Raw genomic sequence first — 22,308 nt, 5'->3', positions numbered from 1 at the left:
TCTTTGTGCTATAATTTTTTCAAATTCTAAAATCTAATAGGAGAAAAAATGAGTTTATTACAAGAGTATAAAGCACACGAAGCACAAAGAACAAGTGAAGGTGGATTACCAGGTCTTGCTCTTACAGCTGCTCAAACTGCTGATTTAGTGGAGCTTTTAAAAGCTAGCAAAGTTGAAGATGCACAATATGCATTAAATCTTTTTAAAAACAAAATCAACCCAGGTGTTGATGATGCTGCTTATGTTAAAGCTGCTTTTTTAAATGATATAGTTCAAGGTAAAGTTGCATGTTCTGTTATTTCAAAAGTTGAAGCTATTGAAATTTTAGGAACAATGATGGGAGGATATAATGTACCACCACTTGTTGAAGCACTAAAAGTTGCAGAAGTTGCTGATGCAGCTGCTAAAGAGTTAAAAAATACAATTCTTGTTTATAACTCATTTAATGATGTAAAATCATTAATGGATTCTGGAAATGCAAAAGCTAAAGAAGTTATTGAATCATGGGCAAATGCTGAGTGGTTTACAAATAAACCAGCACTTGAAGAAGAGATTACTTTAACTGTATATAAAATTCCAGGTGAAACAAATACAGATGATTTATCTCCTGCAACTGTTGCATTTACAAGAGCAGATATTCCATTACACGCAACTGCAATGTTACAATCAAGAATGGAAAAACCACTTGATAAAATGGCTGAATTAAAAGCAAAAGGACACCCACTTGCATATGTTGGAGATGTTGTTGGAACTGGAAGTTCAAGAAAATCAGGTATCAACTCTGTTCAATGGCATATGGGAAGAGATATTGCTGGTGTTCCAAATAAAAGAACAGGTGGAGTTGTAATTGGTTCAATTATCGCACCAATTTTCTTTAACACAGCAGAAGATTCAGGATGTTTACCAATTGAAGCAAATGTTGATAGTATTGAAACAGGAGATGTTATTACATTAAAACCATATGCTGGTGAAATCTTAAAAGATGGAAAAGTTGTTTCTACTTTTAAATTAAGCCCAAATACTTTAACAGATGAGATGAGAGCAGGTGGAAGAATTCCATTAATTATTGGAAAAGGTTTAACTGCAAAAGCTAGAGAAGCTTTAGGATTAAGTGTTTCAACAGCATTTATTGCTCCTGAGCAACCAGCAAATAATGGAAAAGGTTATACTCAAGCACAAAAAATGGTAGGACGTGCTTGTGGTGTTGAGGGTGTTAAACCAGGAATGTATGTTGAGCCAATCGCTACAACTGTAGGATCACAAGATACAACTGGACCAATGACAAGAGATGAGATTAAAGAACTTGCTGCATTATCTTTTGGTGCTGATATGGTTATGCAATCATTCTGTCATACAGCTGCTTATCCAAAACCAGCAGATATTAAATTAAGACATACTTTACCAGATTTCATTAATTCAAGAGGTGGAGTTACACTTAAGCCAGGTGACGGTGTTATTCACTCATGGTTAAATAGATTATGTTTACCAGATACTGTTGGAACTGGTGGAGATTCTCATACAAGATTCCCAATTGGTATTTCATTCCCAGCTGGATCAGGACTTATTGCATTTGCAGGTGTTACAGGTATGATGCCTTTAACTATGCCAGAATCTGTTTTAGTTAAATTTACAGGTAAAATGCAACCAGGTATTACTTTAAGAGATTTAGTAAATGCTATTCCATACTATGCAATTAAACAAGGACTTTTAACAGTTCCTAAGAAAAATAAGAAAAATATTTTTGCTGGAACAATTATTGAAATTCAAGGTTTACCAGATTTAAAAGTTGAGCAAGCATTCGAATTATCAGATGCATCTGCTGAAAGATCTGCAGCAGCTTGTTCTGTTCAATTAAACAAAGAACCAATTATTGAGTACTTATCTTCAAATATTGCATTAATTGAAAAAATGATTGAAGAAGGTTATGAAGATTCTAAAACTCTTCAAAGAAGAGCTGATAAAATGAAAGAGTGGATTAAAAACCCTCAATTATTAGAGCCAGATGCAGATGCTGAATATTTAGCTACAATTGAAATTAACTTAGATGAAATTAAAGAACCAATTTTAGCTTGTCCAAATGATCCAGATGATGTTGCTACTTTATCTGAAATCTTAGCTGATGATAACAGACCAAAAAATATTGATGAAGTATTCGTAGGTTCTTGTATGACAAATATTGGATTATTTAGAGCTTTAGGAGAAGTATTAAAAGGTGAGGGTGTTGCTAAAGCAAAACTATGGGTTGCACCACCAACTAAAATGGACGAAGCACAATTAACTCAAGAGGGATACTATGCAACATTTGCAGCTGCAGGTGCTAGAATAGAAATTCCAGGGTGTTCTTTATGTATGGGTAACCAAGCACAAGTTGGTGTTGGTTCAACTGTATTTAGTACAAGTACTAGAAACTTTGATAACAGACTTGGAAAAGATTCTAAAGTTTATTTAGGTTCTGCTGAAGTTGCTGCTGTTGCTGCACTTTTAGGAAGACTTCCAAATGTTCAAGAGTATTTAGATATTGTTGCTAAAAAAATCAATGAGAGCAACAAAGATGGAGTTTATAAATACTTAAACTTCCATCAAGTAACTGCAGACCACTTAACAACTCTTTTAACTTCTAGATAATTTCTATATATTAAAAGAATTTGAAGCCCAAGATTTTTAATCTTGGGCTTTTTTATTTGTAAAGTTTTCTATTATTAGTCGATGTATATTAATTATGTTTTATAAATATATAAAATAATAATGTGGATTGTTTATTTGAAGAGGTAATTCAAAATAAAAAGTATTAAAACTTATTTACTTTGAACTTTTGAATCGTCATAAGGATCTAAATGTATTGTAATATGCCACTCTTTTTTGTCATTTAATTTTTCTATTTCATCTTCAATTAAATCACTAATTTTATGTGCTTTTACTAAAGAGATTGATGTATCCGAAAAAACTAAATGAGCTTCTACAAAAATCTTATTTGCAGCTTCTCTAGTTTTTAGATGATGAAAACTATGAACATCTTTATGACTCATAAATATTGAAATAATATTTATTACCATTTCTTCATCCAACGCTCTATCAAGTAATACCATGATTCCACTATGAATTAAATTATAAGCTGAATAGATGATATATAAGGCTATTAAACTACCAATTATTACATCGAAAAGTTCATATCCTGTTAAAGACACTAATAAAAGTGACAATAAAACTGCAATACTACTGAAAACATCTGTTTTGTAATGAAGAGCATCAGCTTTTATTACCATGCTATGAGTTTTTTTAGCTATGTAGTTTAAGTATAAAACAAGTCCAATTGTAATTACTAAAGAAGCTATCATTACATAAATTGAAATTTCTAGGTAGCTTGATACTTCTCCATTTTTATATTTTGAAAATGCTTGATATAATAAAAAAAGCCCTGACATTGAAATAATTGTTCCTTCAATTACAGATGCTAAAGCTTCAATCTTTCCTTTACCATAGTTAAAAGTTTTATCAGCTGGTTTCTCTGATTTTGAAATAGCAAAATAGTTGAAAATTGATACAAACATATCTAAAATTGAATCAATGGCAGAGGCTAAAACAGCAACAGAGCCACTAAATAGCCCTACTGCTAATTTTATAATAGTAAGAATTGCTGCAACGGTAGAAGATACAACGGTTGCTTTTTTTTGAGGAGACATATTAATTATTTTCTACAAAATCTTTAATTCTGTTTATTCCATCTTTAATATTTTCCATGCTTGTGGCAAAAGATAGTCTAACATATCCTTCCATTCCAAAAGCAAGGCCAGGAACAAGTGCTACTCCTTTACTTTCTAGTAAATCAGCACAGAATTTCATAGAATCATTTGAAAACTTTTTAATGTTGATGAATAAATAAAAAGCACCATCTGGATCAAAACATGATAATTTTTCAATATCGTTTATTGCTTTTACTGCATAATCTTTTCTTTTTTCAAATTCGATTCTCATCATTTCGATATCTTTATCAGCATCACCCTCTAGAGCTACAATAGCTGCATATTGAGTCATAGAGTTTATATTTGAAGTTACTTGACCTTGAAGTTTTGACATAGCTTTTGCTAATTTTGCATCTGGACATGCAACATATCCAAATCTCCAACCAGTCATTGCAACAGATTTACTAAGACCATTTATAGTTACAGTTCTATTATACATATCTTCTGAAACTTCAGCAGTAGCAGTAAATTTTTTACCTTTGTAGATTAGTTTTTCATACATTTCATCAGATAAAACGATGATATTAGTTCCTTTTAAAACTTCTGCTAATTCTAATAACTCTTCTTTTGAATAAACTGAGCCAGTTGGATTAGAAGGAGAGTTTAACATTAATATTTTTGTTTTAGGAGTAATTGCTTCTTTTAATTGTTTAGCAGTAATTTTAAAATCTGTATGTTCATCTGTTTCAATAAATACAGGAATTCCTCCACTATAAACAACTAATTCTGGGTAAGTAACCCAATATGGACTTGGGATAATTACTTCATCACCTTCATCAATTAATGCTTGTGCTAAATTGAATAGTGAATGTTTTGCTCCATTACTTATTACAATACCATCTAACTTATAATCTAAATTGTGGTCTTTCTTTAATTTATTGATAATTGCTTGCTTAGTTTGCTTAATACCTTCAACAGCTGTGTATTTAGTTTTTCCTTCATTAATTGCTTTAATAGCTGCATCTTTTACAACTTGTGGCGTATCAAAATCAGGTTCACCTGCACTAAAACTTAGAATATCTTTACCTTGAGCTTTTAAATCATTTGCTAAAGCTGTTATAGATAAAGTAAGTGAAGGAGCTAGTTTCTCCATTCTATCTGCAATTTTCATAATAGTCTTCCTAAAATTTAATTATCATTACACTTATGGTATAATCGTGCGGATTTTATCTAAAATTTACTTAAAGGTTTTTTTTTGAATTTTCAAATTAGTTTAAATGAAAATGTAATAAGTGTTGAATTACAAAATAAAAAGCATATAAAACACTGTTATTTGAGAATCCTATCTAAAAATTTATTGCAAATAAAAGCAAATAGATATTTCACAATTTATGATGCAAAAGATTTAATTAATAGAAAAAAAGAGTGGATTTTAGAAAATATAAAAAGAGTTGAAAATAAAACAATTGAGGAAGGATTCTTTTTATATTTAGGTGAAAAAAAAGAATTGAAAAATTTTAAAATAAAAAATTTAGACAATTTTTATAAGAATGAAATTCAAAAAATAATTCCCCTATTAGTAGAAAAATACTCAAATCTTATGCAACTATTTCCTACAAAAATTTCATATAGAAAAAATAAAAGAACTTGGGGATCTTGTAATTATAAAAATGAGTTGAATTTTAATATTTTACTTATGAAATATCCAATGTATATTATGGAGTATATAGTTGTTCACGAACTAGCTCATATTAAACATAAAAATCACTCAAAAGATTTTTGGAGATTGGTTGAAAAATACTCGCCAAATTATAGACAAATAGAAAAAGAGTTCAAAGCTCTTTTATAAATTAAGTGCTTAATCTCTAGCTTCAATAACTCTTTTTAGAAGTTCTTCTTTTGTAAACTCTTTTGAAACTTTTTGTGTTGTAATTCCATTTGATAGTGTAATTTGGATTAGATTATTTTGTGTAAATCTTGCATTTACTATTAATCTTTTAACTTTTTGAGAGAACTCATCTAAAGTATAGATTTTTCTTCCAAAAAATAGCTCTTGTAAGCTTGGCTCTTTGTAAATACCAATAAAATTTCTATTATGATATAGATATTTCCAAACTTTAAATTCTAAATCAAAAGGTAGTAAAAATCCTGTATAATCAGAAAAAATCCTATCACCTTTTATATAAAAGCTAGTTTCTGGGAAAAAACCAGTTACACAGTTGCATAAAAACATATCTTTTTGTTGCTCTTTTACTTTAGAAATACAAAAATATTTAAATTTTTTTAATCTATCAAGAAGTAATAAATCCTCTTTATTTTGATTTTCTAAGATAGAAAATATTGAAAAAAGTTCTTTAAAATCATCTTGATTTGAAGCCAAAATTCTAAGTGTTTCAATAGATAATTTGTTTGTTTCTCTGCTACTTTTATATGATTTTACAAGTTCATTTACTAAATCTATAATTAAAATTTTATCTTCATCTTTATGAATTAGATATAGTTTTTTATTGCTTTTTTTTTCTATTATAAAAATGCTATTTTCATCTATATTTACTGTTTTGTATGAAGCTAAAATAATTTTATTAGAATCATTTATTTCATCTTCTACAAAGCTAAATTTAAACTCATGATGTTTTAGAAAATCGATTAATTCAAGTTCTATATTTAGCTCTAATTCACTATTGTTTGAGTACTCTTTTTTTACACTATCAAACTCTAAATCCAAAGAAAGAAGATAGTTCTTATGTCTATAAAGCTCTTTTTGGTCTTTTATAATAATTTTTTTTAAAATCATATCTTAAACAAATCTTTTGGGTCTATATGTGCTGAATCTTTTGTAACTTGAAAAGATAAACTCTCATTTACCCTTCCAACAACAGAGCCTTGTTGAACCCATTTTCCAACAACTAAAGTAGGGGCTATATCATCTAAGTGAGAGTATATTGTATGAAGCCCACCTTCGTGTTGAATGATTACAACATTATCTAGCATTCCAACATTTTTCTTTGCATAAACAACTTTACCACTTAAAACTGATACTACTTTTGCTTGAGGTTCTGTACTTCTTAAAACAATAGATTCATTAAATAATTTTATTTTATAAACAGGGTCATAATATGTACCAAAATTTTTTTCAACTTTAAAAGATTTTAAAGGAGCTATTGTTTTTGAACCTTTGTATTTTGTAATTTTAATACCATCTGTTGATGAACCAACTTTTTTTACATCAAGATTTAAATTTTTTGCAAACTTTTGGTTTCTAGTTTCTGCTGTTTGAACTTCTGGTTTAGTTTCGCTAACAGTAGAATCTTCTTCTTTTGTTGGTTCATTTTTTTTGCTTTTCATTAAAGCTTCAAGTTTTCTTTTTCTCTCTGCTTCCTCTTTTGCTTTGGCTAACTCTTCAGCTTTTTTTATCTCTTCTGCTTTTAAAATATTTAGTTGAGAAAGAAGATCTTTAATACTTTCTTGGTTTTTTACCACTTTATTCAACTCTTCTTGATAAGCTTTGTGTTGTTTTTCTAAATCTCCTAAAGAGCTAGAGTGCTGTTTCTTTAAGCTTGTTAATTTATCTTTTGTTTTTTGTCTATCATTTATGTAAGATGAAATTTTTTCTATATCTTTTTGGTTTGTTGTTGAATCATTTGTAATTACATTATAATTATTATTGATTTTAGAAATCTTATCCTTAGAGTGTTGTGCTAAAAGAGTATATATTTCATTATCTATTAACTCTTGTAAAGAGTCCTCTGAAGCTAGTTTTAAAGCAATTGAAATAGAAAATTCTTCTACAATAGTATCTACAATTTGGCTTTCACTTGTAGTTTTTTCTTGTATTAGTTTATTTGATTTAGATTTTAATTCTGTTAGCTTATTTTTTGACTCTTCAAGTAGTTTTTGATGCTCATCAATATCACTATTTACCTGTTTTATATCTCTTTCAAGATTTGAAATATTACTATTTTGAGACTCTATTTTATCAGCAAGTTCTTTGATTTTTATACTTTTTGTCTCTTCTTCTTTTTTTGTACTATCTAGCTGTTTTTTATTTTGTTGTATTTTTTTATCAATAGTTGATGCTTGTAACAAATAAAAAGAGAAAATTAGTGTAAAAAATATTCTAATCATTGCTAATCTTATACTTTAATAAAACACCAAAAATGGTAAAAATTGAGATACAAAATGATAGTAAAAATAGTTTAATAATCTCTATAGATAAATTTATTTTTATATCAACAATCTCTTGCAACTCTTGAGGAAACAAAACACCTATATTATTTGAAACATAAATCAAGAAAATAGAGCTAATAATAAAAGATAAAAAAGCACTAAGCATTGCATAATTTAAAATAGAAGTAGCACTATAAATTATTGAAGCTCCATGAAGCCTTAAAATAGATATTTTAATATTATGTTCGTGAAACCAAAGTTTTATCTGTTTTGCAATAATAATTATTGCGAATATTGTAATAATAAAAAATAATATAAAAGATACACTATTTATTAATAGTAAAAGTAGATAGATTTGATTATGATTTTTATAAAAAACTTCTACTTTTTTTATATCTTTATTTTTTAAAAGAATATTTTTTATCTCTTCTAATTCACTACTTGTTGGAAAAATTTCCAAGTGTATTTGGTAAAAATTTGGTAGTTTTTGTTTTAATAACTCAATAGAGTTATCTGAAAGATTTGTTTTTATATTTTCAATAATCTTATCATTTGGTAAAGCTACAATAGAATCTATATTTATACCAGCTAATTTTGGCATAGCTTCTTTAGTTAAAACAGAAGATGAAACTACTATTATTGAGTAATCTTTTGAAATCTTACTTTGATAGTTTGTAACTACATTATTTATTAATAAATATATTGAAAATGCTATTAACATTGATAATAGTGGAATTAAGAATGCAAAAATATTTTTAAGAGACTTCATAAATAATCCCATCATCTATTGATAATTGTCTAAATTTTATACCTAAATTTCTAGGAACTCGGTGTGTTACAACTACAACAGTAATTCCTAACTGTTCATTTGCACCTTTTAATAAATTCCATACTAAATCAGCTGAATAATCATCTAGGTTTCCAGTTGGTTCATCGGCAATAATAATTTTTGGATTATGTGCCAAAGCTCTTGCAACTGCAACTCTTTGTTGCTCTCCACCACTTAGTTCATTTGGATAATAACCAGCTCTGTGGCTAAGTCTTACATGAGCTAAAAGTTTATTTGCTTGTTCTTTTGAAACTTCGTTTGAGTAACCATTTATTTTTAGTGGAATCATAATATTTTCTTCAATTGTAAACTCATTTACAAGTTTATAATCTTGAAAAATTATTCCAATATTTTTTCTAAGAAGTCTTAATTTTTTTCCACCAATTCCAAAAACTTCTTGTCCTGCTATTTTTAAATTTCCGTGTTTTATAGGAATTTCTCCATAAAAAGATTTTAAAAGTGTAGATTTTCCACTTCCAGAGTTTCCACCAATAAAGATAAACTCTTTTGGTTTTATAGAGAAATTTCCTTTTTTTATAATATATTTATTGTCATCATAAGTTAAATAGATATTTGTCGCTTCAATCATTTAAATAAAATCTCTTTTAATTTTTTATGTGCATCTATATTTGAGCTTGTAGGAAGCGGGTTTCCTTGATAATATGATGCTTTTTTCTCTTGTATTATAATGTATTTTGTAACTGGTCTATCAAAATTCCCCATAGTTACTTTTATTAAATATGAGTTATTTTTTCCTATTATTTCATACAACTCTTCAATATGTACAAAAAAGTTATTAAATATAACTGCTTTTTGTGGAATTTTTGTGATAATCTCTTTTAAATCTAAACTATTCTCAAAAGAAAAATCATAAGATAAATCTATATTTTCATCAAATTCATGCGAAGTTAAAACTAAATCATAGATATTTTTCCCCTGTTTTTTCCATCTATCTTCATATTTACTAGAAACCTCTAAATCTTTGTTTATATCAATACTTATTTTTCCTTTTGGTAAGTTTGTAAGTAATCCTAAACAAAAATCAAAATAGTTTCTACTATCACTTCTAAGCTCTAGTGTTCCACCAATTTTTAAAACCCTTAAAGCCTCATTTACAAACTCATTTGAGTAAATTCTTCTATGTGGTTTTTTATCCCAAGGAACAGGAAAATGAACAAAGATTTTTCCAACTTGATTTGATTCTATAAACTCCATAAAAAGTCTTGCATCATAATTTACAACCAAAACATTTGTTATATTTTGAAGTTCAAGTTGTTTTAAAAGTTGTTCAATTGATGGATAGTGAATTTCAAGCCCAATAAACTGAATATTTGGATTTTGTTTTGCTTGATATAAAAGATGTCTTCCACTTCCAAAACCAATCTCTATATTTATCTCTTTTTGTGTCTTAAACTCATCTACAAAATAGTTAATATCTTTTAAATATTTATGCTTCTCTTCTTCATTGTTATCTTGTTTAAAACTATTTGTATTTGAAAATAGAACTTTTGCACCATTTTCTTTTACATAGGCATTTAAACCATCTTTTATCAATCCAACAGGTGAAAGTCTTGTAACTTTATCTGACTTTATAATATAGTTTTCATCTTTTTCTTTAATTGCTAATAAAAACTCTTTTTCTTTATATTTTGTTGCAACTTTGTACTCAATTTTTCTATCATTTGATATAAAATTTAAGGATTTTGCTATAAACTCAAAATCTACACCATCAATAGATGAGGGTGTAGATATTAACTCTTTTTTTTCAAATAGTATATGTGGCATTCTTTCTCTTGTATAATTATTTTTTTGTTAAACTTATTTCGTTTGATTCATCAGAAGCTAATCCAAACTCATCTACAGATTTAACACTATATTTATACTCTACTCCATCTATAATATCACTATCTTGAAAGCTTGTTCCACTTATATTGTCAAATTTTGTTGTTTTGTATTGAAAGAAATTTTGTTTAGTCTTTTTTACAACAGTGTATGAAACTGCTTTTGAAACACTAGACCAATTTAAAACAGCAACTCCACCTTGTAGTGTTGCTTGAGATAGTGTAGGTTTCGCAGGTTTTCCTAAGCTCTCTCCTTTTGTAGGAGTGTAATCAAAATCACCTTCTAAGCCATCTTTATCAATAGGAATTATTTTATAGTAGTAAGTTTTCCCATCTGAATCGATATTATCTGTATATTCTAGGGCTTGAACTGTTCCTACTTTTTTATAACCAAATGACTCATAAGAGCTTCTATGAATCTCATATTGAACTACATCAGAAGTTGCTGAAGCATTCCAAGTTAAAAATACTTTTTTTGGAATATTATTTGAAGCCTTTACCCCAGTTACAGGTTTTGGAGCTGGTTTTGTTGTTGCTTCTAAAACTTTTGTTGGGGCAGATTCTACATCATCAAAAGTAAATGATTTTACTCTATATTTATGAGCTGTTGCATTACTAAGTCCAGTATCAATATATTCAGCTGATAATCTTTGATTTATTGTTGTTAAATATATCCATTCATTTAAAGTTGTGTTATATTTCTCAATTCTATAATAACTTACTCTTTGATCAGGATGTGGCTCCCAAAGAAGTTTTACTTTTTTTGGAAGATTTGAAACAGCTTGAGCAAAAGCTACTGGTTTAATTCTTGGTAGAGTTTCAGCTATATAGGCATCAGTTGTAGGTGATTCACTTCCATCGCTTAATCTTGAAGATATTTGATAAGCATATTTTGTTTTTGGCTCTAAGCCTTTATCAACATAGTGAGTTGCATGTTTACTATCAATTTTTGCTATAAGTTTTAAAGTTGTTTCACCTTTACTTATCTCTGTTCTATAAAAGTTATATCCAACAACTCTTGGATCATCTACTTTTTGCCACTCAAAACCAATTGAAATCATATCAGGTAGAGATTTGATTGAAGAGTAGTTTACAGTTGGAACTGATTGGTTTACAGTTGGTGTAGTTGGGCTGTTTAATGAGGCTAATGGGTTACTACAACCACCACTAGCTAAGATTAGAAAAGTTGTTAATGATGTTGCTTGTATCAATTTTTTCATCTATAAAATCCTTAGAAAAATTAGTTTTTAAAAAATTACTCATATCATCTGGTAAATTTGCACAAAAGCTCATCTTTATATTTTTTGTTGGATGAGTAAGATATAAGATATATGCGTGCAAAAAAAATCTATTTATTTTATTTAATTCGCCCTTAAATCCATATAAAGTATCTCCTATAATATGCCTATTTAGTGAGTTTAGATGAACTCTAATTTGATGAGTTCTACCTGTAAAAAGTTTACAAGATATTAGCTCATATTTTTCATTATCACTTAAAAATATTTTATAAAATGCAGATTTTGCATATCTTCCATTTTCTATAATATCCATTTTTAATCTATTATTTGGGTTTCTTGCTATTGGTTTTTCCACAATTAAATTATCTTTTAACGGCATATCAATAAGAGCTAGATAATATCTTCCCATACTTTTGTCTTCTAACTGCTTTGCTAAAGAGGTGTGTGCTTCATTTGTTTTTGCAATTACTATTAAACCACTTGTTCCTTTATCAAGTCTATGGACAATTCCATGTCTTTCTTCGCCACTTATTGTAGATAGTGAAATATTTTTTAGTTTTAGCCAATCAACTAAAGTTGCATCTTTTACACTAGGAGCATCGTGAACAGTTAAATTATAAGGTTTATTTAAGACTAAAATATCATCATCTTCATAAATTATCTCTACATTTTTATCTTTTAAAGACTCTTTTATAAACTCTTCATCTTTTGTATTTGAAAGCTCTTTTTGTGGTAAAAAAACCTCAATTTTTTGATTTTCTTTTAATTTAAAGCCAGTTTTATTTACGATTTTTTCATCAACTTTTACAAACTCTTTTTTGATTAATTGCTCTATTTGATTTCTTGATGCTTCTATATTTAAAGCTAGAAATTTATCAAGTCTTTCTATATTTGTTGCAATAAAATATTTATACATATTATGATACTCTTTTGTTATGCATTTACTAGATAAAAGAATTATTTCACACTTTGACTTTTTGTTAATAATGTTTGTTTTACCTTTGATACTATTATCATATCATTTAATTAGTGAAACAAACGAATTACTAGCTAATAAACAGCTAATGTACTATTCACTCTCTTTGATAGTTTTTATAATTGTATTTTTTTTACCAATTAGAAGAAGACTTAGAATTATTCCATTTTTATATTGGATTGGAATTATTTTGCTTGTAGCTGTTGAACTTTTTGGTGTTTCAAAATTGGGTGCTAAAAGATGGATAGAATTGCCATTTGTTCATGCCACAATTCAGCCCTCAGAACTTATAAAACCTATTTTTATTTTAATGTTAGGTTATTTAATCCAAGTAAGACAACCACCTGAAAATGGCTATGGATTTAAAGATTTTTTATATTTTTCTTTTTATATTTTATTACCTTTTGTATTGATTGCAAAAGAGCCAGATTTAGGAACAGCATTAGTTTTACTTTTAGTTGGTTATGGAATACTTTTTTTAGTTGGAGTAAATTGGAAAATTTGGGCTACAATTATTATTTTTTTAGGAGTTAGTTCTCCTTTTATTTATAGTTATGGGATTAAAGATTATCAAAAAAAGAGAATTCATGATTTTATTGTTGCTGAAAAACCTAGTTATCATGTTCAGCAAAGTGTTATTGCCATTGGTTCAGGTGGGCTTACAGGTAAAGATAGCAATGAAGCTACACAAACTCAACTAAAATTTTTGCCAATTTCAACTAGCGATTTTATCTTTGCTTATTTAGTTGAAAGATATGGGTTTTTGGGAGCTATTACTTTGATAGTAATATACTCTCTTTTGATATTTCATCTTTTGTCTATAAATTATTTTTTTAAAGAAGATTTTGTAGTCAAAGTTTTTGCAAGTGGTTTAGCCTTACTTATTTTTTTAAATATGAGTGTAAATATTTTAATGGTTATTGGTTTTGCCCCTGTTGTTGGTATTCCTTTGCCACTATTTTCTTATGGTGGAAGCTCTTTTATAAATTTTGTTGTAACTATTGCTATATTGGAAAATTTAATAGCTTTTAGATATATGGATTTGTATAGCTATGATAGGAAATTGTAGCTATTTTAAAAGATTCTATAAAAAACTTGAAACTTAATTTTTGTTTTTTCTGTAGGTTTTGGATAGTCTTTATAGGCTATTTCTATTAACTCTAAACTATAATCATCAAGTATTGTATATCCAGATGAATTAGTGATTTTAAGCCCTGTGATACTTCCATCTGGATGAAACATAAACTCAACAATATTAACCCCACCAATTTGAAGTTTTGCAGCTAGTTTTGGATAACCCATACGATTTAAAACTCTTTGAGTAATTATTTGAAAATTATTTAAATTTTTTTCCAAATATGCTTTTTGAACCTTTGTAAAAGTATCAAACTCTTTTCCATAAAGTTTTTCTAACTCAGTTAATACCTCTTTATTTACAGGCTCTTTTTGAGATAAAAAATTTTCTAAAGTTTTATCTTGAATGTTTGGTTTATCTGTTACAACTTGCTCTTTTAAAACTTTGTTTTGAAACTCTTTTGCTTTTTCAATCTCTTTTTTTACTGGTTTTTTAGGAGTTTCTAAAACTTTTGGTTTTTCTACTTTTTTAACAACTTTTTCTTCTTTAATAATAGGTTTTTGTATCTCTTTTTTAGTTGGTGGTGGAGTTGGTTTTGAAATAGGCTCTTCTTTTGGTTTTTCTACAGGAACTTCTACTTTTTTCTCTTCAAGTTTTACAAATTTAATATCTGTTTTTTCAAACTTTTTCTCTTCATTTTGTTGTTCATTTTTTTCATATTTAAAATTTAAGAAAAAAAGAAGATGGATTAACAATGATACTAAAGATGCTAAAACTATATTTTTCATAGTTCGAATTATAGTAAAAATATTTAAAATAGTGATTAGTAAGTAGATAAAGTATTGCTAATATATCTTATTGTACAATAAATAATAAATTATTATTAGGAAAATTAATGTTTAAAAAGTCTATTAAAGCTTATGAAAAAGCTTGTGAAGTAATTCCAGGTGGAGTTGATTCACCAGTTCGAGCATTTAAAAGTGTTGGTGGAACACCTCCTTTTATAGAAAAAGGAAAAGGTGCATATATTTACGATATTGATGGAAACAAATATGTGGATTTTGTACAAAGTTGGGGACCACTGATTTTTGGACATTGTGATAGAGATATTGAAAAAGCTGTAATTAAAACTGCAAAAAAAGGCTTAAGTTTTGGAGCTCCTACAAATCTTGAAACAAAACTTGCCTCTGAGATTGTAGAGATGTTTGATAATATCGATAAGGTGCGATTTGTAAGTTCTGGAACAGAAGCTACTATGAGTGCGATAAGACTTGCAAGGGGTGTTACAAACAAAAATGATATTATTAAATTTGAGGGTTGTTATCATGGACATAGTGATTCACTACTTGTTCAAGCAGGAAGCGGAATGGCAACTTTTGGAAGTCCTAGTAGCCCAGGAGTTCCAGCTGATTTAACAAAACACACACTACTTTGCGAATACAATAATATTGAACAACTTGAAAAATGTTTTGAAGAGTCAAATGATATTGCTTGTATTATTATTGAGCCAATTGCTGGAAATATGGGACTTGTACCTGCTTCAAATGAGTTTTTAAAAGCTTGTAGAGAGCTTTGTGATAAATACGGAGCATTATTGATTTTTGATGAAGTTATGAGTGGATTTAGAGCATCTTTAAAAGGTGCAAGTGGGATTTTGGATATAAAAGCTGATATTTTAACTTTTGGAAAAGTAATAGGTGCAGGAATGCCAGTAGGTGCTTTTGCAGCAAGAAAAGAGATTATGAGTCATCTTTCACCTGAGGGAAAAATCTATCAAGCAGGAACTCTAAGTGGAAATCCAGTTGCTATGGCAGCAGGTTTAGAAAGTCTTAGAAAATTAAAGAAAAATCCAAAGATTTATGATGATTTAAATAAAAAAGCTAAAAGATTATTAAACGGTCTTAAAAAAATTGCAGATGAAAACAACATTGGTTTTCAAACAAACTCAAGAGGAAGTATGTTTGGGTTTTTCTTTTGTGAAAATGAGCCAAAAAACTTCAAAGAGGTTGGAAACTGTGATTTTAAAAGATTTGCAACTTTTCACCATGAAATGCTTAAAAGAGGTTTCTATTTTGCTTGTAGCCAATATGAAGCAGGATTTATTTGCACAAAAATTACAAACAAAGATATAGATGCTTGTCTAAAAGCAGCTAAAGAAGTTATGAAAAATTTATAGGAAAAAAGATGCAAAATTACAAAAATGTAGAATTAGTAAAAAAAGCGAATATCTATTTTGATGGAAATGTTACAAGTAGAACTTTTATTGAAAATGGTGAGAAAAAAAGCTTAGGAATTATGAATGTTGGAGAGTATGTTTTTGGTACAGTTGAGGCTGAAAATATGGAGATAATATCAGGTATTGTTGAAGTTAGATTAAAGCATAGCGACACTTGGCAAAGATATGAAGCAGGAACTTCTTTTGATGTTCCTGCTAATTCAAGTTTTGATATAAAAGTTTTAGAGCTTACAGATTACTGTTGCTCATATATAAAGTAGGGCTTATATGGAAGAGTTAGAAAAAAAACCAAAACATAGAGATAAAATAGAAGCACTTGATAGCTTATCTGTTGGTATCTCTATGGTTGCTGCTATTGTTATTGGAGTAGCAATTGGCTTAGGTCTTAAACATCTTACAGGTTATACATGGACACTTTGGCTTGGAATTTTTTGGGGAATTGTAGCAGCAGGGCTAAATGTATATAGAGCATATAAAAGAGCCCAAAAAGTTTATGACGGAATGGAAAATGACCCACGATATGCCCATAGAGCAAAATATGGGGATAAGTCATTTGATGATGAAGACGATGATAAATAGAGATATTTTATCTTTTGCAAAGGTTTTTATAGTTTTAAACCTTTGCCTTACTATTTATGGATTTGTTTTCCAAAACTCTATTTGGGTTTTAAATCTTCAAGTTGCATTTTTCTCTTCACTTTTTGTAACTCTTGCTTCTTTTTTGTCATATAAAAGAAATATTCAAAATAGATTACAAAATATTGAAGAGAACAAAATAAGTGCAGATGAACGAGATAAAATCGATGAAATAGATGATCCTTATGATTTATATAGTGAATATGAAGAGATACCAGAAGAACAACTAACACCTGAAAAGATAAAAGAGATAATAAATGATGAGAAGAGAAAAGTAAAACAAAACTCTTTGAAAAATACAGTTTTTAGTGCAGGGGGATTTGTATCTATTTATAGAGTTTTAGGATATGGATTTTTGATTTTTGGCTTTTTTGCTTTAAATAATAATAAACTTCTTCTTCCTCTTAGCTTTATTATTGGGCTTAGTATAGTTCCTCTTGGAGTTTTAATAACTAAAGTTTTTGTAAAAAGCAAGAAAATTTAAAAAGTTTTAAAACTTTTTAAATTTATAAATCTTCGTAGAAAACAACTTTATTTCTTCCAGTTTGTTTTGCTCTATATAAAGCATCATCAGCTTTTTTTACTAAACTATCTATAGAATCATTTTTAGATGCTATTGTAATTCCAAAACTACTAGTGATATTTTTTATACCTGTAAAATTATAATTTTCAACATTAACTCTAATCTTTTCAGCTATTTTAAATAAATCATCTTTTGAAGTAGATTTAATAAGAGCAATAAACTCTTCTCCTCCCCATCTATAAACTAAATCATCACTTCTTAAACTATTTTTTGTGATATTTGAGAACTCTTTTAAAACAATATCACCAATATCATGACCATAGTTATCATTAACTCTTTTAAAAAAATCAATGTCATACATGATTATGCTATATTTTTCTAATTTTCTATTATTTATTATTTCATTTATATCAAAATTAAATTTTGCTCTATTTAAAAGATTTGTTAAAGCATCTGTATAAGCCTTTTTTATAAAAATATTTTTCTCAAGAAAATTTATTCTTAAAAGATATAAAATTATTAAAGAGATAATAATTAAATTTACTATAAAGAAGTTTATATATAAATTATTTTTTATTTCAGCAATTTCATTGTCTTTTAAATATGAAACTATATAAATATTTGTAGTTTTATCAAAACTTTCTAATGGTAGAAAACTTAATATATAGTTATTATTTTCTAATTTGATATTTGTAACAAACTCTTCAAAATTATTTAATCTATTTTTTATATCAAATTTCATTTTGGTATTAATCTTATCTAAAATATTTTTATCTATTATTTTTATATTACAATCACTAAATTTTTCTTCATAAAAATTATCATTAATAAGTGAAGTTATGTAATTTTTCTTAATTTGAGCTTCATCCATATTTGAATTTAAATAGCTTTTTAAAATTATAAATTTATACTCAAATGGAAAATTTTTATGTAAAGTATGATGAATATTATCAAAAGAGTTTGAAAGTTCAATAGTTCCTATAAAATTATTATCTATTAAAATTGGAAATACATTTCTAAAACCGTTTTGCATTAGTCCAGCTTCAAAACCAAATTGAGGTTTTTTTGTCTTATGTACTTCTTTTATACTATTTCTTAGATTTATTACATTATCTCCAAAAGTATCTTTCCCATAAAATCTTAAAAAACTATTCCCTTGTTTATTATGAAAATGTAATTGATTAAAACCTTCTAAAACTAATCTATGAAATGTTGGTGTGATTATTTCTAATAATATTTCTCTAGTTTGATTTTGTACATTTTCATCTTCACTATTTATATTATTTAAAATATTTTGTATCTCTTTTTTACTTATAATTTCATTTATAATAATAGAAGATATACTTTCATTTGAGTTTAAAATAGCCTTTATATGGGTATTTAATCTATTTATATATTTTTCTTTTACACTATTTTCTTTTTGTAAATTTAAATTATTTAAAAAAATAAATATAGATGTTTCAATAAAAGCAATAGATATAAGTATAAAAAATAATTTTTTAATATTCTTCAAATTAGCTCCATAATAGTATTTTAAGGCTAAGATATAGAATAATAATTTATTTGATGTTAAAGATTAATTAAATTTCTAATTTAAATACAAATTAGAACAAAAAAATTAAATAATTCATTGATTTAAATCAATCACTTTTAATAATTTTGTTTTTTTGCTACAATAAACAATTATTATACAGTTCTTTTATACTATTAAAATAAAAAAGTGGGTTTTATGATAAAAGGTTTTTTAGTTATTTTTTTATTATTTGGTTTGGCTTTTGCAAAAGAGAATTTTAGCCAAATGAGTACTCAAGAACTAATTGAAATTATTGGTTTCGTTGATGAGAAAGATAGAGTTGCTTTTCAAAAAGAGCTTGAATTTAGAGTTCCAAAAATGACTTTAAATGAGAAAATTCAATATGAAAAGAGATTACAAGAGATTCCAGAAAGAAAGATAATTGAAGATGAAGAGTAAAATTTTATTGCTTGAAGATGATTATAATTTAAGCGAAACAGTTGCTGAATATTTTACAGATGAAGGTTTTGATGTAGTTTGTGTTTATGATGGAGAAGATGCTATAAGCAAAATTTATGAGCAAACTTTTGATTTATTTTTATTAGATGTAAATGTTCCAAATAAAAATGGTTTTGAAGTTTTAAAAGAAGCAAGAGAAAATGGAAAAACAACTCCTGCTATATTTATCACATCATTAAACTCAATGGACTCTTTGGAAGAGGGGTTTTTAAGTGGTTGTGATGATTATATTAGAAAACCATTTGAGTTAAAAGAGCTTCAATTAAGAGTTCAAACACTTATAAAAAAAGAGTTTGCAAAGAAAAATGAACTAATTCATCTTGCTCCAAATATCACTTTTAATGCAATTTCAAGTGAGCTAAAATGCGATAATGAAGAGATTAAATTAAATCTAAAAGAGCTAAAACTTTTAAAACTATTTTTACAACACCCAAATGAACTTTTAACTCACGATAGAATTTATGATTTTGTTTGGGATTATGATGAAGAGTATAGTGATAACTCTTTGAGAACTTATATAAAAAATCTTAGAAAAATTTTAGGAAAAGATACAATTGTTAGCCTTAAAAAACTCGGGTATAGATTTATCCAAGAGTGAAACTAGAACTATTATTGGGTTTTCTTTAATCTACTCAATTTTAGTTTTAGTTATACTTGGTGTTATCTCTTTTTTATATTATCAATTTAAAAAAGATTTAATGCTTCAAGATAAAAGACAAACCTTACAAAATTACTCAAATCATCAAATATTAAACTTAAAAGAATTACATATAAATATTGATAAATCGGATATTTATCCAAGAGATGAAAAGTTTAATTCAGCAATTTTCGATAGCTCAAAAAAGATGATTTTTTCAACTTTAAATATGAGAGATGTGAAACTTGATGAAGTTATCTATTTAAAAGATGGATATATTCATCTAATAAAAGAACCAGAGGCCTTTTATTTGGGAAGTAAATATGTGATAGTTGAAATAAAAGATGATAATATCTGGTTTATTAAAATTAAATATAGAATAATTTTTTGGTTTTTATTATCATTTTTTATTCTACTTTTTATTGGCTATTTTATTGCAAAGCTATTTTTAAGACCTATGAGAGAGTCTATTTTAATGCTTGATAGATTTATAAAAGATACAACACACGAACTTAACACTCCTGTTGCTGCAATTTTGTCAAATATACAGATGATTGATAAAAATAGTATAGATGAAAAATTAGCAAAAAAGATAAATCGTATAGAAATAGGGGCTAAAACTATATCAAATATCTATGAAGATTTGACATTTATATCTTTAAATAATCAAATAATCTCAAATAATGAAGAGCTTAATTTATCTTTGATTTTAAACCAAAGAGTTGATTTTTTTAAATCAATAGCAAGTAGTAAGAAAATAGAGTTCATTTTGGATATAAAAGATGATATTAAAATAGTTTGTGATGCAAAAAAGATAGCAAAATTAATAGATAATATTTTATCAAATGCAATAAAATATAATAAATTCCAAGGTTTTATAAAAGTTAGTTTGAAAGAGAAGCTTTTAGTTATAGAAGATAGCGGAAAAGGGCTTAGTAAAGAGAACTTAAAAAGCTTATTTACACGATACAAAAGATTTGATAAAAGTGTAGGTGGCTTTGGAATAGGGCTAAATATAGTATCTATGATAGCAAAAGAGTATGATTTTAAAATAGATGTTATATCAAAAGTAGATGTAGGAACAAGGATAAAAATAAAATGGCAAGAGTAGTAGTTTTTTTATGTTTAATATTTAGTTTCTCATTTTCAAATCAAAAAAATATATATGAAAAAAATTGTGTAGCTTGTCACAATAAAATTCCTGTTAGTATTGATAAATATTTTTATAGATATTTACTTGAATATAGTAGTGAAAATGATGTAAAAGAGGCTATGTTTCAATTTATAAAAAATCCAACATTAGAAAAAAGTTTGATGTCTGAATCTCTTATAAAAAGATTTGGTTTGAAGAAAAAGACAAAATTAAGTGATGAAGCTTTAAGAGAAGCTTTGGATAGTTACTGGGAAGAGTATAATTTATTTGGAAAGTTAAAATAAATTTACACAATACTTTCACAAATCAAAGCTAATCTTTCATAATTATAATTTTAAAGGATAGTTTATGAAAAAAGTTGTATCAATATTTTTAATTTCAAGCTCTTTACTTTTTGCAAATAATAACTCAATAGGATTGGATACTGTAATAGGTGCAACTTTAGGTGTTGCTATTGGAAACCAAATTGGTCATGGAAGTGGAAAAGATGCTGCAAAAGTTGCTGGTGGAATATTAGGGGCTGTTGTAGCAAATAGCACAAGAGCAAATGAAAACTATGTTTCAAATAACTATTATGGAAACCCAAATAGTGTTCAATATAATAATGGTTATTATGATGGTGGGTATGAAAGAAGCAATACAGTTGTAAATAATTACTACTATAATGACCCATATTATAGGGCAAATCCACAAATTTCAATAAATTATGTTGGTGGATTTTATGATAGAGGATATTATAGGCCATATCATTTTGCACCAAGACCAAACTACAAGCCAAGCCATCATAGACCACCACAACCACATTATAAACCAAAACACTACGATAATCACAAAAGATAACTCAAAGCAAAGCTTTGGGTTAAGATATAAATAATATCATCGATTTAAGCTAAATTTTTTGAATTATCAAAAAAAATCTCAAATTTAATATCTTTATAAATTATTTTGTACTAATATTCTTAATTATTTAATTTTCTAATTTGAAATATTAAATATATAAATCTTATAAAGAGCTTTCCATGAATAAATTCCAAATAGACTTAATAAATAATAATAAACAAACCCAAGAGATAAAAGCGAGATTAGAACTATTAAACTATAAAACAAATAACTATTATTTAAAAGATAGTAATGATTTATATGAAAATACAGATGGGAATTATTCAATCTATTCATTAGAAGGGAGAAGTGGAGTAAATAAAGTATATGAATATGAAATAACATTTGTAAGTAATGAAAAAATAGAAGTAGAAGATATAGTAGATACAGATGTAAAGATAGTTTT

General features: G+C 27.0%; 24 protein-coding genes. 13 read left to right on the top strand and 11 right to left on the bottom strand.

The features are described from left to right. Window positions 1-48 precede the first annotated feature (48 nt). Complete coding sequence (locus IQC44_RS09555; protein WP_198306138.1) at window positions 49-2,625, top strand: bifunctional aconitate hydratase 2/2-methylisocitrate dehydratase; 2,577 nt, start codon at window positions 49-51, stop codon at window positions 2,623-2,625. Window positions 2,626-2,795: 170 nt separating this feature from the next. Here IQC44_RS09555 and IQC44_RS09550 read toward each other — a convergent pair whose 3' ends face one another. Both IQC44_RS09550 and IQC44_RS09545 read right to left on the bottom strand, forming a co-directional pair. Continuing rightward, window positions 2,796-3,680 (bottom strand): cation diffusion facilitator family transporter, encoded by an 885-nt coding sequence (locus IQC44_RS09550; RefSeq protein ID WP_198306137.1) that lies wholly within the window; start codon window positions 3,678-3,680, stop codon window positions 2,796-2,798. Window position 3,681: 1 nt separating this feature from the next. Then, window positions 3,682-4,851 (bottom strand): pyridoxal phosphate-dependent aminotransferase, encoded by a 1,170-nt coding sequence (locus IQC44_RS09545; protein ID WP_198306136.1) that lies wholly within the window; start codon window positions 4,849-4,851, stop codon window positions 3,682-3,684. Between the two features lie 84 nt (window positions 4,852-4,935). Between IQC44_RS09545 and IQC44_RS09540 the strand changes: the two genes are divergently transcribed. Next, on the top strand, window positions 4,936-5,529 hold the full coding sequence (locus tag IQC44_RS09540; protein ID WP_198306135.1) for a M48 family metallopeptidase: 594 nt from the start codon (window positions 4,936-4,938) through the stop codon (window positions 5,527-5,529). A gap of 9 nt (window positions 5,530-5,538) precedes the next feature. Here IQC44_RS09540 and IQC44_RS09535 read toward each other — a convergent pair whose 3' ends face one another. Genes IQC44_RS09535 through IQC44_RS09505 form a run of 7 tightly spaced genes read right to left on the bottom strand, consistent with a single transcriptional unit; the run spans window position 5,539 to window position 12,671 of the window. Then, a complete protein-coding gene (locus IQC44_RS09535; RefSeq protein ID WP_198306134.1) occupies window positions 5,539-6,474 on the bottom strand; it encodes a hypothetical protein in 936 nt (311 codons plus the stop codon). Next, entirely contained in the window at window positions 6,471-7,805 is a 1,335-nt protein-coding gene (locus IQC44_RS09530; protein WP_198306133.1) for a murein hydrolase activator EnvC family protein, read from the bottom strand. Before IQC44_RS09530 ends, IQC44_RS09535 begins: the two co-directional genes overlap by 4 nt. Next, complete coding sequence (locus tag IQC44_RS09525) at window positions 7,798-8,616, bottom strand: cell division protein FtsX (protein ID WP_198306132.1); 819 nt, start codon at window positions 8,614-8,616, stop codon at window positions 7,798-7,800. The genes IQC44_RS09530 and IQC44_RS09525 overlap by 8 nt, the downstream gene beginning before the upstream one ends. Then, a complete protein-coding gene (locus IQC44_RS09520; protein WP_024775299.1) occupies window positions 8,603-9,265 on the bottom strand; it encodes a cell division ATP-binding protein FtsE in 663 nt (220 codons plus the stop codon). The genes IQC44_RS09525 and IQC44_RS09520 overlap by 14 nt, the downstream gene beginning before the upstream one ends. Beyond that, window positions 9,262-10,461, bottom strand: a complete 1,200-nt coding sequence (gene trmB, locus IQC44_RS09515) for a tRNA (guanosine(46)-N7)-methyltransferase TrmB (RefSeq protein ID WP_198306131.1) — start codon at window positions 10,459-10,461, stop codon at window positions 9,262-9,264. Before trmB ends, IQC44_RS09520 begins: the two co-directional genes overlap by 4 nt. Window positions 10,462-10,477: 16 nt before the next feature. Beyond that, entirely contained in the window at window positions 10,478-11,737 is a 1,260-nt protein-coding gene (locus IQC44_RS09510; RefSeq protein ID WP_198306130.1) for a fibronectin type III domain-containing protein, read from the bottom strand. Beyond that, complete coding sequence (locus IQC44_RS09505) at window positions 11,685-12,671, bottom strand: RluA family pseudouridine synthase (protein ID WP_198306129.1); 987 nt, start codon at window positions 12,669-12,671, stop codon at window positions 11,685-11,687. Before IQC44_RS09505 ends, IQC44_RS09510 begins: the two co-directional genes overlap by 53 nt. Before the next feature lie 19 nt (window positions 12,672-12,690). Here IQC44_RS09505 and IQC44_RS09500 point away from each other — a divergent pair, with 19 nt between their 5' ends. Next, a complete protein-coding gene (locus tag IQC44_RS09500; protein ID WP_198306128.1) occupies window positions 12,691-13,800 on the top strand; it encodes an FtsW/RodA/SpoVE family cell cycle protein in 1,110 nt (369 codons plus the stop codon). A 5-nt stretch (window positions 13,801-13,805) separates the two neighbouring features. On the opposite strand, the gene IQC44_RS09495 is transcribed toward IQC44_RS09500, so the two are convergent. After that, on the bottom strand, window positions 13,806-14,594 hold the full coding sequence (locus IQC44_RS09495) for an energy transducer TonB (RefSeq protein ID WP_198306127.1): 789 nt from the start codon (window positions 14,592-14,594) through the stop codon (window positions 13,806-13,808). 107 nt (window positions 14,595-14,701) lie between these two features. Between IQC44_RS09495 and hemL the strand changes: the two genes are divergently transcribed. From hemL to IQC44_RS09475, 4 genes are read left to right on the top strand one after another with little or no spacing between them, the layout of a single operon-like run. Continuing rightward, the gene (hemL, locus tag IQC44_RS09490; RefSeq protein ID WP_198306126.1) at window positions 14,702-15,982 is read left to right on the top strand and encodes a glutamate-1-semialdehyde 2,1-aminomutase; all 1,281 of its coding nucleotides are present in this window, start codon (window positions 14,702-14,704) and stop codon (window positions 15,980-15,982) included. Window positions 15,983-15,990: 8 nt separating this feature from the next. Beyond that, window positions 15,991-16,302 (top strand): pyrimidine/purine nucleoside phosphorylase, encoded by a 312-nt coding sequence (gene ppnP / locus IQC44_RS09485; protein ID WP_198306125.1) that lies wholly within the window; start codon window positions 15,991-15,993, stop codon window positions 16,300-16,302. Between the two features lie 7 nt (window positions 16,303-16,309). Next, window positions 16,310-16,621, top strand: a complete 312-nt coding sequence (locus IQC44_RS09480; protein ID WP_198306124.1) for an AtpZ/AtpI family protein — start codon at window positions 16,310-16,312, stop codon at window positions 16,619-16,621. Further along, a complete protein-coding gene (locus IQC44_RS09475) occupies window positions 16,581-17,162 on the top strand; it encodes a hypothetical protein (protein ID WP_228286319.1) in 582 nt (193 codons plus the stop codon). Before IQC44_RS09480 ends, IQC44_RS09475 begins: the two co-directional genes overlap by 41 nt. 22 nt (window positions 17,163-17,184) lie before the next feature. Here the strand turns inward: IQC44_RS09475 and IQC44_RS09470 are convergent, their stop codons facing one another. Then, window positions 17,185-18,714 carry a sensor domain-containing diguanylate cyclase gene (locus IQC44_RS09470; RefSeq protein WP_198306123.1) on the bottom strand — a complete coding sequence of 510 codons (1,530 nt, stop codon included), beginning with the start codon at window positions 18,712-18,714 and terminating at the stop codon, window positions 17,185-17,187. 216 nt (window positions 18,715-18,930) lie between these two features. Here IQC44_RS09470 and IQC44_RS09465 point away from each other — a divergent pair, with 216 nt between their 5' ends. The 6 genes from IQC44_RS09465 to IQC44_RS09440 form a co-directional block, all read left to right on the top strand. Continuing rightward, window positions 18,931-19,173, top strand: coding sequence for a DUF1104 domain-containing protein (locus tag IQC44_RS09465; RefSeq protein WP_198306122.1), 243 nt, complete (start codon window positions 18,931-18,933; stop codon window positions 19,171-19,173). Continuing rightward, entirely contained in the window at window positions 19,163-19,831 is a 669-nt protein-coding gene (locus IQC44_RS09460) for a response regulator transcription factor (RefSeq protein ID WP_198306121.1), read from the top strand. Before IQC44_RS09465 ends, IQC44_RS09460 begins: the two co-directional genes overlap by 11 nt. After that, a complete protein-coding gene (locus IQC44_RS09455) occupies window positions 19,788-20,981 on the top strand; it encodes a sensor histidine kinase (RefSeq protein ID WP_198306120.1) in 1,194 nt (397 codons plus the stop codon). Before IQC44_RS09460 ends, IQC44_RS09455 begins: the two co-directional genes overlap by 44 nt. Then, the gene (locus IQC44_RS09450; RefSeq protein WP_198306119.1) at window positions 20,969-21,307 is read left to right on the top strand and encodes a hypothetical protein; all 339 of its coding nucleotides are present in this window, start codon (window positions 20,969-20,971) and stop codon (window positions 21,305-21,307) included. The genes IQC44_RS09455 and IQC44_RS09450 overlap by 13 nt, the downstream gene beginning before the upstream one ends. A 64-nt stretch (window positions 21,308-21,371) precedes the next feature. Further along, window positions 21,372-21,863, top strand: a complete 492-nt coding sequence (locus IQC44_RS09445; RefSeq protein WP_198306118.1) for a glycine zipper 2TM domain-containing protein — start codon at window positions 21,372-21,374, stop codon at window positions 21,861-21,863. Window positions 21,864-22,042: 179 nt separating this feature from the next. After that, a partial coding sequence (locus tag IQC44_RS09440; RefSeq protein WP_198306117.1) for a hypothetical protein occupies window positions 22,043-22,308 on the top strand: 266 nt, incomplete at its 3' end.

It is taken from the genome of Arcobacter vandammei, from assembly GCF_016106035.1.
In the GTDB taxonomy this organism is placed as follows: Bacteria; Campylobacterota; Campylobacteria; order Campylobacterales; family Arcobacteraceae; genus Aliarcobacter; species Aliarcobacter vandammei.
Note: the sequence above shows the minus strand (reverse complement) of the source record. Positions and strands in the feature narration are given on the sequence as shown.